This is a genomic window from Leucobacter sp. 7(1), assembly GCF_900163635.1.
Classification (GTDB): Bacteria; Actinomycetota; Actinomycetes; order Actinomycetales; family Microbacteriaceae; genus Leucobacter.
On record NZ_FUID01000072.1, the window covers coordinates 12,454 to 26,034 of the forward strand.

Annotated in this window: 12 protein-coding genes and 2 pseudogenes; 9 read left to right on the forward strand and 5 right to left on the reverse strand. The window is 64.4% G+C overall.

Annotated features, from left to right (window positions below; genetic code table 11):
- Positions 1-199: 199 nt before the first annotated feature.
- Positions 200-478, reverse strand: coding sequence for a helix-turn-helix domain-containing protein (locus FM113_RS18635; RefSeq protein ID WP_369676698.1), 279 nt, complete (start codon positions 476-478; stop codon positions 200-202).
- A 358-nt stretch (positions 479-836) separates the two neighbouring features.
- Here FM113_RS18635 and FM113_RS13630 point away from each other — a divergent pair, with 358 nt between their 5' ends.
- From FM113_RS13630 to FM113_RS13660, 6 genes and pseudogenes are all read left to right on the forward strand, one after another.
- Complete coding sequence (locus FM113_RS13630; RefSeq protein ID WP_087015371.1) at positions 837-2,093, forward strand: MFS transporter; 1,257 nt, start codon at positions 837-839, stop codon at positions 2,091-2,093.
- Positions 2,086-2,841 carry a MerR family transcriptional regulator gene (locus tag FM113_RS13635; protein WP_087015372.1) on the forward strand — a complete coding sequence of 252 codons (756 nt, stop codon included), beginning with the start codon at positions 2,086-2,088 and terminating at the stop codon, positions 2,839-2,841. Before FM113_RS13630 ends, FM113_RS13635 begins: the two co-directional genes overlap by 8 nt.
- A gap of 60 nt (positions 2,842-2,901) precedes the next feature.
- Complete coding sequence (locus tag FM113_RS13640; protein ID WP_087015373.1) at positions 2,902-3,477, forward strand: helix-turn-helix transcriptional regulator; 576 nt, start codon at positions 2,902-2,904, stop codon at positions 3,475-3,477.
- A gap of 326 nt (positions 3,478-3,803) precedes the next feature.
- A pseudogene (locus FM113_RS18505) lies at positions 3,804-4,708 on the forward strand (IS3 family transposase); the annotation flags it as partial.
- Between the two features lie 46 nt (positions 4,709-4,754).
- Complete coding sequence (locus tag FM113_RS13655) at positions 4,755-6,152, forward strand: IS30 family transposase (protein ID WP_087015375.1); 1,398 nt, start codon at positions 4,755-4,757, stop codon at positions 6,150-6,152.
- Positions 6,153-6,159: 7 nt separating this feature from the next.
- Positions 6,160-6,450: pseudogene (locus tag FM113_RS13660) on the forward strand (integrase core domain-containing protein); the annotation flags it as partial.
- Positions 6,451-6,615: 165 nt separating this feature from the next.
- On the opposite strand, the gene FM113_RS13665 reads toward FM113_RS13660, so the two are convergent.
- From FM113_RS13665 to FM113_RS13685, 4 genes are all read right to left on the reverse strand, one after another.
- Entirely contained in the window at positions 6,616-7,152 is a 537-nt protein-coding gene (locus tag FM113_RS13665) for a hypothetical protein (protein WP_087015376.1), read from the reverse strand.
- Positions 7,152-8,114, reverse strand: coding sequence for a hypothetical protein (locus FM113_RS13670; protein ID WP_087015377.1), 963 nt, complete (start codon positions 8,112-8,114; stop codon positions 7,152-7,154). Before FM113_RS13670 ends, FM113_RS13665 begins: the two co-directional genes overlap by 1 nt.
- On the reverse strand, positions 8,111-8,716 hold the full coding sequence (locus tag FM113_RS13675) for an ATP-binding cassette domain-containing protein (RefSeq protein WP_254909015.1): 606 nt from the start codon (positions 8,714-8,716) through the stop codon (positions 8,111-8,113). The genes FM113_RS13670 and FM113_RS13675 overlap by 4 nt, the downstream gene beginning before the upstream one ends.
- Positions 8,717-9,592: 876 nt before the next feature.
- Complete coding sequence (locus FM113_RS13685; protein WP_087015442.1) at positions 9,593-10,186, reverse strand: helix-turn-helix domain-containing protein; 594 nt, start codon at positions 10,184-10,186, stop codon at positions 9,593-9,595.
- A gap of 94 nt (positions 10,187-10,280) precedes the next feature.
- Here FM113_RS13685 and FM113_RS13690 point away from each other — a divergent pair, with 94 nt between their 5' ends.
- The 3 genes from FM113_RS13690 (at position 10,281) to FM113_RS13700 (ending at position 13,575) form a co-directional block, all read left to right on the forward strand.
- Positions 10,281-11,240, forward strand: a complete 960-nt coding sequence (locus FM113_RS13690; RefSeq protein ID WP_087015379.1) for an NAD(P)/FAD-dependent oxidoreductase — start codon at positions 10,281-10,283, stop codon at positions 11,238-11,240.
- Entirely contained in the window at positions 11,240-11,857 is a 618-nt protein-coding gene (locus FM113_RS13695; RefSeq protein WP_087015380.1) for a bifunctional 2-polyprenyl-6-hydroxyphenol methylase/3-demethylubiquinol 3-O-methyltransferase UbiG, read from the forward strand. The genes FM113_RS13690 and FM113_RS13695 overlap by 1 nt, the downstream gene beginning before the upstream one ends.
- A gap of 107 nt (positions 11,858-11,964) precedes the next feature.
- Complete coding sequence (locus FM113_RS13700; protein ID WP_087015381.1) at positions 11,965-13,575, forward strand: MFS transporter; 1,611 nt, start codon at positions 11,965-11,967, stop codon at positions 13,573-13,575.
- Positions 13,576-13,581: the final 6 nt, after the last annotated feature.

The following is a 13,581-nucleotide window of genomic DNA, read 5'->3' on the forward strand; positions in this document are numbered from 1 at the left end:
CATGACGACCGAACATCACTGTCGTGGCGGGGGTTCACGTCCACACCTTTCGTAGACGGCGAGAGACGTCAGAACCGTTGCGCGTCGATCAAGATAGCGAACAACGCTCCTCCTCCTAACGTCGAAGAAACCGCTCGACTGACCAAGCCCTTCAATTGCGGAGGCCGAACACTCGCATCCGCACTGAGTTGCCGAGAAGTCATTCACTCGCTTCACGAACTGGCGGAGTAAAGTGGCGCCCTCGCGGACGAATAGTGCCACCGTCAGCGACGATGGCGACGCGCACTGTCTTTGGGTCAACGCCAAGTCGTTCGGCGACTTCCGCCAACGTCAGTCCCGCCTCGTAAAGGGCAACCGCTCGACGACGGCTATCGTCATCCAAGCCAGGCGTTCTGAGACGACCTCCAGCACGCGAAACCAATCCCGGGATCGTTCCACGATGCACCCGATACTTCGCAGCGATAGCCTTTACTGGCATCCCCGCCTCGTAGTCGGCGACCAGCGCCGCACGCCGCTCAGGGGTCAACCGTGTTTGAGACTTCACCGAACTCTTCGCGACTGCACCTCGCGAGTCCTGCCTATCCGGGGTTCGGTTCCGCTGTCCGCGTCGCTCAGAGCCCTTGAGAACCCGGCGAATCAACGATTTCAGCGCCGGGCGCTTGTTTGAGAATCGCTTGGGAAGGTCCACCCAAACCTTCTTGCTCAAACCCTGGAGCTTTCGGCAGGTTAGGCGTGCTGATGTCGGCCAGGGCGGGCGCAGGCCTAGTTCGTCGCAGGTGAGTGCTCATCTGTGCGGCGCTTGACTCCGCCCTTACGTCATGGTTCTGACTGGATGTATGAAGCTCATTCCGTTCGCGTACCTGGCGTCCTATCTGCTGTCCCTGCTCGGCAACTCGATCGCTGGGGTTGCTCTGCCGCTTATCGTGTTGCAGGTCACCGGGAGCGCCCTGAGCGCTGGTGCCGTTGCCGCAGCGACCGCGATCCCTGCGGTGCTCGCTGGTCTGCTGATGGGTGTCGTGATCGACAGGATCAACCGCCGCACGTCGTCAGTCGTGACCGATCTCATCTCGGCGGTAGCGGTCGCAGCCCTCCCGCTGATCGACATGATCTCGGGGCTGAGCCTGGGGTGGTTCATCCTTTTCGGCATCATCGGTTCGCTGGGCGACGTGCCCGGCATGACAGCGAGGGACGCTCTGTTGCCGGCGATCGTGCGTCACGGTGGGGTCGCTGCGGAACGGCTCGTGGGCATCCGCGAGGCGTTGGGCGCGGTCGCGCTGCTGCTCGGCCCGGCGATGGCAGGTGCGCTCATGGTGCTTTTCGACGGGTCCACGGTGTTGTGGATCACCGCGGCGACCTCGCTGGCTGCCGCGCTACTCACCCTGCTCATCCCGCACCGCGTTGGGGTGATCTTGATTGCGGACGGCGCGGCGGCGAGCACGACGGGGAATGGGTGGTCACAGCTGCGTGACGGGTGGCGGGTGCTGTTCCGCAGCCCGTTCCTGCTGGTCACGACGACGCTCAGTCTTGTGTCGGTGATCGTGCTCGCCTCCTTGCAAGGCCTGATTCTGCCGGTCTACTTCACGCTGGTCGAGCAGCCCGGAATGCTCGGGTTCGTTTTCACGGCCCTCGCCGGGGGGATGCTCGTCGGCGGAACGGTCTACGCAGTTGCCGGAACGAAGGGGCATCGGCGGACGTGGTTCCTGGCCGGGCTGATCGGCAGCACCCTCGGCTTCGGGATCATCGCGCCCCTGTCCTCAGTGTGGGTGGTGTTTGCCGGGGCGTTCGTTGTCGGGCTGTCCAGTGGACTGTTCGGCAGCCTGATCGGGGTGCTGATGATCGAGTGGATCCCTGAGCAGATGCGGGGACGGATCATGGGAACACAGAACGCGATCATGACCGCCGCCCCACCAGTCGGGATCGTCGCCGCCGCGGTACTGACTGAGTACGCCGGGGTGAATGTCGCGGCCGTGCTGCTCGCCTCGCTATGGCTGATCGCTCTCGTCCTCGGCCTGTCAGCCCGGTCCTTGCGTAATCTGGAGCCCCAGAGCGAACAGGCAGTGAGAGGCGAGAAGGCGGAGGCCGGCGGTGCATAGCAGCGAACTGGCGCGACTGTCCGGAGTGACCGTTCGCGCGCTACGTCACTACCACCACGTCGGTGTTCTCGCGGAACCGGAGCGTCGCAGCAACGGATACCGCGAGTACGACGTCCATGACTTGATCCGTGTCCTGCGGATCAAACGCCTCGCCTCTCTCGGCATACCGCTAGAGAGAATGCCTGACCTTCTCGATGACCCCGACGACGACGCCCAAGGTCTGCTGGATGAACTGGACGAGGAACTGGCTCGGCAGATCGACCACCTCACCACACAACGAGACCTGATCGCGCGACTCCGCGACCACAACACCGCCCCAGACCTCCCACCCGAGCTGGCTCCGTTCCTTGCCGTGTTCGCCGCCACGGGCTTGTCGCCGGAAATGGTCAAGATCGACCGGGATCAGTCCGTGCTCCTGGCCCACCTTGTCGGCGAGGACGGAATGCCGCACCTGGCCAGCTTCTACCAGCGGCTCAGCGCGCCAGGGCTTGCCCCGGAAGTGACGGCCGTCTCCGAACGTTTCGCGCGACTCGGCCCCGACAGCACCGAGCAGGACGTCGCCGATCTGGTCGAGGACTTCATGACTACCTTTACCACCGCGATCGAAGACTTCGCTGCGGTAGAACCGTCGATCGAACTCAGCGGAACAGCCGACCTCGTCTCCGAGTACACCAGTGCCTTGTTCAACAAACAGCAAAGACGAACCCTCAAAGAACTCGAGAGTCGACTCGGCGAATCCAAAATGTAGTGTCAGTTCCAGCGCCACGGGGGAGCGCCACCGGGTGAGAGTCTTTCGTAGAGTTGACAGATGATCCTCACCAACGCTGTTGCCGAGAGCATCGCTCGTGGCGAGATCACGGTCGTCTTCCGACGGTGGAAGATCCCGCGCGTCTCAGCGGGGCACCGGTTCCACTCGGTCGCCGGGATCATGATCATCGACGAAATACAGGAAACCGACGCGACGTCAATCACCACAGCAGACGCGGAGCACGCCGGATTCACCACGACGGCGGACGTCCTCGCAAGCCTGCGCGGAGACCCAGCCCATCCGGTCTTCCGCATCCAGCTGTCGTGGGGAGGAGCGGACCCACGCATCGCCCTCGCCGCCACCACAGAGGTAGCCGCCGATGAGCGCGCAGGAATCACTCGCGCGCTGGACCGACTTGACGCTCGCAGCAGTCACGGTCCCTGGACCAGAGAAGTCCTCCGGCTGATCCGACAGCACCCGGGCATGCGCGCAGCGGAAATCGCAAGGATTCTCGATCGCGACAAGAACGCGGTGAAGATCGACATCCGCAAACTCAAGAACCTCGGCCTCACCCGCAGTCTGACCACTGGCTACGAGATTTCAGACCGAGGCCATGTCTATCTTGCCCTCGCCTGATCTGAGTCGGCCATCGTCGGTCTGAGATCTGGACCAATGATCAACCCCGTCAACAACCCCCTCGGCGGTTAAAATGAGATCACCCAATCGAGGTGTACTCCATTCCCTTTTTGAGGCCCGCGAGATCACTGTTACACCCGACCTCATGCGGGAGGATGTAGCCGAGGCTTTTGCGGATTCTGTTGGGCGGGGGAGTCGAACTGACCTCGACCCCCATCACGCCGCGAATCTCGGTAGCGCGTTCTCCCGCACAAGACCGGGTCTGCTGCACGAATAGGTGACAACTGACCTGGCTTGCCCGTGGGCAGGCTTGAGAGGATGTCGCTGTGCCCAAGCCCTACCCCCGCGAGTTCCGTGACGACGTTGTGCGCGTCGCCAGGAGCCGGGACCCGAAGACCCCGTTGGAGCAGATCGCGAAGGACTTCGGGATCCACCAGACCACGTTGAACTCGTGGATGCGCAAGGCCGATGTCGAAGAGGGCGTGAAGCCCGGGATGACCAAGGACCAGAACGCCGAGCTGCGTGAACTGAAGCGGCGAAACCGGCTGCTGGAGCAAGAGGTCGAGGTCCTACGTCGGGCGGCTGCCTATCTGTCGCAGGCGAACCTGCCGGGAAAATGATGTACCCGCTCGTCCGCGAGCTGGCCGCTGACGGAATTCCCGTCACGGTGACGTGCCGGGTGCTCAAGATCGCTCGCCAGCCCTACTACCGCTGGCTGCAGTCGCCCGTCACCGCCGCCGAACTCGTCGAGGCCTACCGCGCCAACGCACTGTTCGACGCCCACCGCGACGACCCGGAGTTCGGCTACCGGTTCCTGGTCGATCAGGCCCGTGAAGCAGGTGAGTTGATGGCCGATCGGACCGCGTGGCGGATCTGCTCGGACCTGGGCTGGTGGAGCGCGTTCGGCAAGCCCAAGCGCGGCAAGGCGAAGAAGCCCGGTCCGCCTGTCCACGACGACCTGTGCACCGTGGTCGACGAGAAGGGCCGGGTCCGGCACGTCTTCGAAGCCGATGCTTCGAACGAGCTCTGGCTGACCGACATCACCGAGCACCACACCGGTGAGGGCAAGCTCTACGTCTGCGCGATCAAGGACGTCTACTCCAACCGGATCGTCGGCTACTCCATCAGCGACCGGATGAAGTCCCGGCTCGCGGTCGCGGCGCTCAACAACGCAGTCGCCCGGCGCGGTGACGTCGCCGGTTGCATCGTGCACAGCGACCGAGGGTCGCAAGCCGTATTCAATCGGTCGTCGCAACACCGACGAATCGGGGTATCGGATGAGCGTGTGGGACAGGCAGAAGCAGGTCCGGGCGTATCGGGGTCAGATCGTGTCGCCGGGGCGGCCGACGGTGGCGTGGCGTCAGGATCGGGTGCGGTTCTGGGTGGCGATCGCGGCGGGGAAGAAGACGCGCGAGGCCGGCGAAGCGGCGGGTGTTTCGGAGCCGGTCGCGCACCGATGGTTCCGAGACGCTGGTGGAGTGAACCCACGATTACCTCCCACCGTGTCAGGTCGATATCTGTCGCCGTCGGAGCGCGAGGATATCGCGCTGTGGCGCGCGCAAGGCGGTGGCGTGCGTGAGATCGCCGGACGATTGGGGCGTGCTCCGTCGACGATCTCGCGTGAGTTGCGGCGCAATGCGTCTACGCGCACGTATCGGCTCGAGTACAAGGCATCGACGGCGCAGTGGCATGCGGAGCGTCGTGCACGCAGGCCGAAGACCGCGAAGCTCGTCACCCACGATGCGCTGCGCACTTACGTCCAGGACAAGCTCAGCGGCAGCCTCTTCACTGCGGACGGCACACGGATCGGGCCGGCCGGACCTGCATGGGATGGGAAGAACAAACCGCATCGCGGGGATCGGGAGTGGGTGACGGCGTGGAGTCCACGGCAGATCGCCAAGCGGCTACCGATCGATTTCCCCGGCGATCCTTCGATGCGGATCTCGCACGAAGCGATCTATCAGGCCCTCTACGTCGAAGCGCGCGGAGGACTGGAGCGGCACCGATCCTGGCATCTACGTCGAGGACGCACCAAGCGCATGCCAAGGGCACGGACCAGGCAGCAAGCGTGGGCTCACGTCACCGAGGACACGGTGCTATCGAAGCGTCCGAAGGAGGCAACGGATCGCAAGACCGCTGGGCATTGGGAAGGAGACCTCATCATCGGGTTGAAGCGCTCCGCGATCGCCACGCTCGTGGACCGGACCACACGATTCGCGATACTCGTTCACCTTCCGCGACAGGCCGGATACGGGATCATCCCACCACGCAAGAACGGCCCCGCGCTGGCGGGGTATGGCGCGATCACGATGAAGAACGCCCTCACCGCGACGTTCTCCACCCTACCCGCGGCACTACGTCGTTCGCTGACCTGGGACCGCGGCAAAGAGCTCTCTGCACACCGATTGCTGACGACTGAGATCGGGCTGCCGGTCTACTTCGCCGATCCGAAGAGCCCCTGGCAGCGCGGCAGCAACGAGCATCTCAACGGACTCCTACGCCAGTACTTCCCCAAGGGCACAGATCTCTCCCGGTGGAGCGCGGCGGAGATCACCGCTGTTGCGGACGCGATCAACAACCGCCCGAGAGAGATCCTCGACTGGCGCACCCCCGCCGAGGCCTTCGAAGAGCTACTACGATCGATCTCACAAACCATCGTTGCGACGACCGATTGAATACGGCCAATTTCGCAGCCGGAAATTCGTCCACGCGCTCAACCGTCACGGCATGGTCGGATCCATGGGCCGCGTCGGTGCAGCCGGGGACAACGCGGCCATGGAGTCGTTCTTCTCGCTGCTGCAGAAGAACGTACTGAACCGGCGCTCCTGGCAGACCCGCGAGGACCTCCGGATCGAGATCGTGACCTGGATCGAGCGCACCTACCACCGACGCCGAAGGCAGGCCGCCCTCGGCCGATTGACCCCCATCGAATACGAGACCATCATGACCACGCCAGCCACCCAGGCTGCCTGACCCAACCTGTCACCCGATCGTGCAGCAGTCCCACCAACTAGCTACGGCATGTGACCTGTGGATAACTCCACAGTGACCCTCCGACCTACAGGTTGCTTAGCGCTTTCGTTAGCACTTTTCGCTGCCGCACTGAGCGGTGCAACTACGAACGCCACAACTGCTGGCTCAGCGTCGTTTCTTCCATCGAACCAGGACGAGCCCCCCAACCCAGATCGCCAGCATCACGACCGGGATTGGCGTGATGGGGAGCATGGTGATGGTGAGTGCTCCAAGAATCGCGATCAGAGGGTCGCTGAGTGCCCAGCCGATTTGCATGACGATGCTGAGGTCGCCTGCCGGTGTGTTGACGGGCGTGAGCAGGCTCGGAGGTAGCGGCCCTTTCAGTGCGCTACCCATGCGAAGTGCCAACGCGAGGACGCCGAGCGCGCCCACTCCGGTAAGCGCAACCCCAAGGGGCACACCGCTGGCGAATGCAGTGACGGTAGCGGACGCAGAGAGGACGGCCAGCAGAGCTATGAGCGGAAAGAGGGCGTGGAGGATCACGAGGTGTCGGTCGCTGATGCCGTATAGCGGGTAGTCGCCCGCGACGCTTGCGGCGTGCTGGAGCCCCTTGGTGAGCGGGCCAGCCGCGCCGTAGATCACGATTCCGGCCGTGCCCGCCAGAAGCGCGGCCGGTGTGCCAGATAGGAGTGAGAGCGTCATTAGGGCTCCCGCAGCGACGGTCGCAGTGATGGCTCCCAGTAATCGGCCGGGCGTTCGAGCCTGTCCAACCACATCGCGGAGGAAGAACGTCGCCCATCGGTGCCTGCTCGGTCTGATGCCGCGGAGGTTGCGCCCGAGTGTGGTTCGGCCTCGTAGACGGCGGTCGCTGCGCGGAAGTCGAAGGAGAACGAGAACGCTGTCGCTCGTTCCCACTGCGTCGCCTGCTTGCTGAGCTGGATCCCGGTGAGTCGGTCGAGCAGTGCCGGAATCATGAAGATGGATGCTGTGGCGAGCACCGTCGTGCCCGTCAACGAAAGGACTCCTAATCCCGCGAGCGGGTAGGTCGCTCCCACCCACCCCCACGGCGTGAACGCGAGCACCTCCGGTACCGAAGGACTTATCGCCGCAAGTACCAGCGCGGTCAGCGCGCTCGGGAGAGCAGCACGGGGGAAGACCTGCCCGACCAGCCACAGCGTCGCGGTCACGATACCGGTCGCGACGGCGGCAACAACGAAGACCATGACGCGCCAGAGTTGTGCGTGGCTTTCACTGAGCAGAGCCATTCCCACGAGCACTGCTCCGGCAGCGCATGCAGCGACGATGATCGTCGCGGAGCGGAGCACGGGCCGTCTGAGGGTGAGCGCGCGGCGGATGCTACTGGCGGTCAGCGCGTGAAGCAGAAACGGCGGCAAGAGTGCCGGGCCACGCTTTCGCCCCGCCATCAATGCCCCACCCCAGAGCGCTGCAATGATCATCGACACTGCGGCGGAAGCGTCCGCGGAGGCCAGCACTGCCAGCCCGTTCGGACTGCTCGCGAAAACCCACAGCGCGCGAACGATAGGCACGATGGCGATCACCGTAACCAATAGGAAGGCGTAGAACGCGTAGGCCTTGTCCCCACCGGAGTGTTCTCGCCGGGCTCCCCAGATGACCCATGCAGCCGAGAGCCGTGGGGTGCTCATGATTGTGCCTCTAGCGTGATCGTGAGGTCAGCGGTGCGGTCCGCAAGGCTGCTGCTGTGCGTGGCGGCAATGATCGTCGCCCCGGCCGCTCGACGTTTCAGCATCGCCTGTGCGAGCGGTTCAACCCGGCCAGGGTCGAGACGTTGCTCGGGCTCGTCGAGGAGGAGCACGTCGAAGGGGCGAACGAACACCAGCGCAAGCCCGAACAACTGGGTCTGCCCGGAGGAGAGTTCATGCGGATACCGGGCCCCCAATGCGATGAGACCGAACTCAGTGAGCACACGACGGGTCACCGCTTCCACTGATCCGGGGGTCTTCTCCCAGGTCGACGACACGAGCGCGACATGATCGAATACCGTCAGGTCAGACGCCATCGGCGGCAATCCGATCATGACCGCCACCCTGCGCCGGAACTCGGGATCACGTTCGTTCACCGCCTGGCCACGAACCTGAACGGCGCCCGTTGTCGGTCTGATGCGCCCCGCCAAGGCGCGCAGGAGCGTCGTCTTACCTGACCCGTTCTCGCCGCGTAGCGCCACGACCTGGCCCGGCCCGGCCTGGAACGTCGTCGGTGGGAGCAGGAGCGTGTCGTTGGCCGTCACACTCACCGCTTCTACGCCAACGAGCGACGGCAACACACTTGCCTGGACGGCGGCGCTCTGGGGTCTTGGAGTGACAGGAAAAGAAGGATCGTTCGTCGGGAAATCTCTGTGGTGCACAATTCGCCTTTGGTCGCGTACGGGCATTCGGAACTGACCGATGCCACCCACGACAGCGCGACTAACGTTCAGCGCTCATGAGGGCGCGAGCGAGGATCGAGCTACTTAGCCGTGGGTAGCGAGCAGGCCCGACGGTGCACGCGAGCGCACTGTCCCACGTGCACCTGGGGCGACGGGGCGGAGTAGTTGCCAAGCACCTAGGGTCGTTGAACGAACAATCGACGGCTGAACACGCGGGAAGAACCGGTGAGACAGGGTGCGCGCGAATCGCAGGAAGAGCGGAACCGCAGCGACCAGCGCCAGCGCCAACAGTACGAATGCGAACGGAAGCGGAACATCGGGAGTCAGCGGCAGCACGCCCAAATACACCAACAGCAAAGTGAGCTTCATCGACGCCCAACGCTTCTCCACAACACTCACCTCCAACCACCATCAGAATATCTGACCGCGACTGACAATCCAGATTCGTCGTGCCTCGCCAAGACCGTTGGCTAGACTGGCTGCACGAATTGGGTGTACTTTCCATTCCTTGCTGATAAGAACCGAAGCGCTACAACGACGAATGAGGCCCCGGATTCCGGGTGGTCGCGGGGCAACACGGAAGCGGCGTCGCTGATCGTGGTCGAGGTGAGCAAATCTCCGCGTGCGTCACTGGCGGTCGTCACTCTGATCGACATCGTCCTGTAGGCCTGGCGCGCTTGGGGTGCGGGACACTGAAGGCGGAGAGAAGGTCTCCTCGACTCCGTTGCTCGTTGAGGGTCAGCGCTGGTGTTCGGTGTCGGTTGCGCGTACGTGGGCGCGTTGCCCTTGTCTGCCGACGAGGCTGAGGTATTCGACAGGGCCGGCGCTGGTGGCTCCGAACCAGTGCGGAGTGCGGGTGTCGAACTCGGCTGCTTCGCCTGCTTGAAGGAGCAGATCTTGATCGCCGAGCACGAGGCGCAGGGTGCCGTTGAGTACATAGGCCCAGTCGAAGCCCTCATGGGAATGCAGGTCTGGTACTGCATCGTCGCTGCCCGTGGGGAGGACGAATTTGAATGCCTGGATTCCTCCGGGGCGTCTGGTGAGCGGGATGACGATCGACCCATCGGCGCACGACATGGGCCGCAGATCGATACGGGGGTTCGCGGTGCGGGGGGCATCGACGAGGGAGTCGAGGGTGACGCCGTAGTAGCGGGCCAGCGGCAGCAACTGTTCCAGGGTCGGTCGCCGCAGTCCGGCTTCGAGGCGCGAGAGGGTGCTCGTGGAGATGCCGGTCTCATCGGCAAGGGTCGACAGGGTGATGTCGCGGCGCAATCTGAGGTGCTTCAGGCGGAGCCCTACGGTGTCGAGGGTCTGGTCATCGTGTTCGCTCATACCCTGATTTTGCCATTCGGCAAGGATGATTGCCAGGCGTAATCCTGTGGGCCATTCTGGTACAGACATCACGAGTGCCCAGGAGGGGAATACCATGAGCGCCACGAACAACCAGGTCTACGACGTCGCGATTATCGGGGGTGGCGCGGCGGGGCTGAGCGCGGCACTGATCCTGGCGCGTGCGCGTCGCGGTGTCGTGGTGATCGACGGTGGCGAACCTCGGAACGCTCCTGCGTCCGCGGCACATGGGCTCCTGGGTCAGGAGGGCGTAAACCCTCTCGTGCTTCTTGAAACGGGACGCAATGAAGCCGTCTCCTATGGTGCTCGCATCGTGCAGGCAAACGTGCAGCACGCGTCAGGCTCTGCCGACAATGGTTTCGCGGCTGCACTTGATGACGGCTCGACGATTCATGCGGACCAGGTGCTGATCGCGACCGGCGTTCAAGATGAGCTTCCCGCGATTCCCGGTCTTGCCGAGCGGTGGGGCCGCGACGTAGTGCACTGCCCGTACTGTCACGGGTGGGAGATTCGCGATCAGCGGATCGGACTGCTCGCGACCGGGCCGATGTCGGCGATGCAGGCCCTGCTGTTCCACCAGTGGACTGATCGGATGACGTTCTTCCCGAACGGCCTCGACTTCCCTACAGAGCAACTCGAGAAGGTGCGGGCGCTCGGGATCACGGTCGCCCCCGGAACGGCGAGCGGCATCGAGGTGGTTGATGATCGCCTCACCGCGGCGCTCATGGAAGACGGGTCAAGGGTCGAACTCGACGCACTGGCTGTTCCCGCCAAGACTCATGCACGCCTCGATGGCCTGGAAGGCCTGGGGTTGGATGTCGCTACGAACGCGATGGGTGTCGCCGTGATCGCCGATGCGGCCGGGCACACGTCGGTACCGGGTGTGTGGGCGGCGGGCAATGTTGTGAATCCTGCGATGCAGGTGAGTGAGTCGGCATCGAATGGTGCGCGGGTGGCGATGACGATCAACACCGAGATGGTGTTCGCCCGTGCAGATCGCGCTGTCGCAGACGATCGTGCTCGGGTTGGTGTGTGATGGCCGAGTTCGATAAGGACTACTGGGAGGCCCACTGGGATCCCGCTGCGTCGAGCGGTGAGCGCGAGCTCCTGGCCAACCCCTACCTGGCCACCGAGACTGCGTACCTGCACCCGGGCGGGGCCTTGGATGCAGGGTGCGGGACGGGAGCGGAAGCGATCTGGCTCGCCGAGCAGGGCTGGCAGGTCACAGCCGCCGACATCTCCCCGACTGCACTGACAACCGCACAAGCCCGCGCAGCGACTACCGATGTGATCACGCCGATCGATTGGGTCGAGGCAGATCTGGCGCGGTGGGAACCAGAGCGCACGTGGGACCTTGTCGTCACGAGCTACGCCCATCCTGACATCGGGCAACTCCCGTTCTACCGGCGCATCGCTTCCTGGGTCGCCCCCGGCGGCACGCTCTTGATCGTCGGGCACCTCCACGATCACCAGCACGGTGATCATCACGGGCACCCGGAGAACGCGTCGGCAACGCTCGAAGCGATCACAAGCCTGTTCGATTCACCGCAGTGGCAGATCGACGCGGCATACGAACACGCGCGCACCGTGCACCCCGGCGGCGCCCCGGTGCAGCTGCGTGACGTCATCGTTCGCGCACACCGGACCGCCTAACCACCACACACTTTTCGGCTCGCGCAGGTCAGACGACCTTGGCGCAGTTTCACGCTGCCCGCACACCTCCGGCAGGCGGCACACATCCCTGAAAGGAACACAGCCCTATGGCTTCCACCACGCATCCCGGCGCAGCAGATGCCGCGCCCGTTATCGACGACCCACGCCGCAGGCGGGCCATTCTCTGGGCCGTCTGTATCGCCCTCATGGCCGTCGTCGCCTCGGTATCCGGCCTGAATGTCGCCCAGCCGCAACTCGCCACGGAGTTCGACGCTTCCCAAGGGCAGGTGCTGTGGATCATCAACACCTACACCCTCACGCTCGCAGCACTCCTGCTCCCACTTGGGGCATTGGGCGACCGCGTCGGACGCAAGCCAGTCTTCATCGTGGGCCTACTCGTCTTCGGCATCGCGAATGTTGCCGCAGCCGTTGCCCCGGTCATGGAGGTCATGCTGGCGGCCCGCCTGCTCAGCGGGATCGGGGCGGCGCTGATCATGCCCGTCACCCTCTCCGTGATCACCTCGTCCTTCCCGGATCAGGAACGCTCGAAGGCGATCGGGATGTGGACCGCGGTCGCCGGCGGCGGCGGCGTCCTCGGCATGTACCTCTCCGCACTGCTCGTCGACGTGGCCTCATGGCGGTGGCTGTTCGCCCTGCCCATCGTGCTCACCATCGCGGCGCTGCTCATCGGCACGCGCGCAATCCCTAACTCGCGAGAGAAGACAGCCGGACGGTTCGACGCGTTCGGAGCCCTGACCTCGATCGTCGCAACCGTTGGCTTCACCTTCGCCCTGCACGAGGCCCCCTCGCTAGGGTGGACAGACTCGACCGTGCTGATCCCGCTCATCGCAGCCGTGCTCGCCACAGCCGGATTCATCGCGTGGGAGCTGCGCACGCCGTTCCCGCTGCTGGACGTCCGGCACTTCCGCACCCGTGGCCTCTCGTCGGGCACCACGCTGCTGCTGGTGTTGTTCGGTGTGCAAGGCGGGGTCTCGCTGGTGCTGTACCCGTTCTTCCAGGTCGTACTCGGATGGAGCGGACTGCTTTCCACCTTGGCCATGATGCCCATGGCGCTGCTCATGATGCTCGCCTCCGGTCTCGCACCGCGCCTCGTCGCACGAATCGGAGCCCGCGCCACCATGGTCGCAGGCCTCACCATCGCCACCGTCGGCCTCGCACTCATGGCCGGACTCGTCTCCGCCGACGGCGGCTACCTCAGTGTGCTCCCCGGACTGATCGCGATGGGCCTCGGCGCAGGCCTCGCGATGACACCCTCCACCGAAGCCATCACCTCATCCCTGCCCCGCGAACAGCAGGGCGTTGCATCCGCCCTGAACGACCTCACCCGAGAACTCGGCGCAGCACTCGGTATCGCACTCCTCGGAGGTCTCCTGGTCGCCGGATATCAGAACGCCATCGCAGGACACCTCACCGGCGTGCCTGAAGAACTCGCGGCAACCGCTCGCGAAGGCATCGCCAACGCCACCGCGATCAGCCAGGAGGCAGGGGCATACGCGGAACAGATCCTCACCGCTGCGAACGGAGCATTCATCGCCGGATGGCAACACGCCACGTGGGTCGGCGTCGCAGTCATGAGCATCCTGGTGATCTTCGTTCTCTTCCGCGGCCCCAAGAACACACCCGCAGAGCACCCGGAGGGCACTGATACTCAGGCAGAAGAGGCCAACGAGTTCCCGGCTGCTCAGCACGAGAACTGATCACCC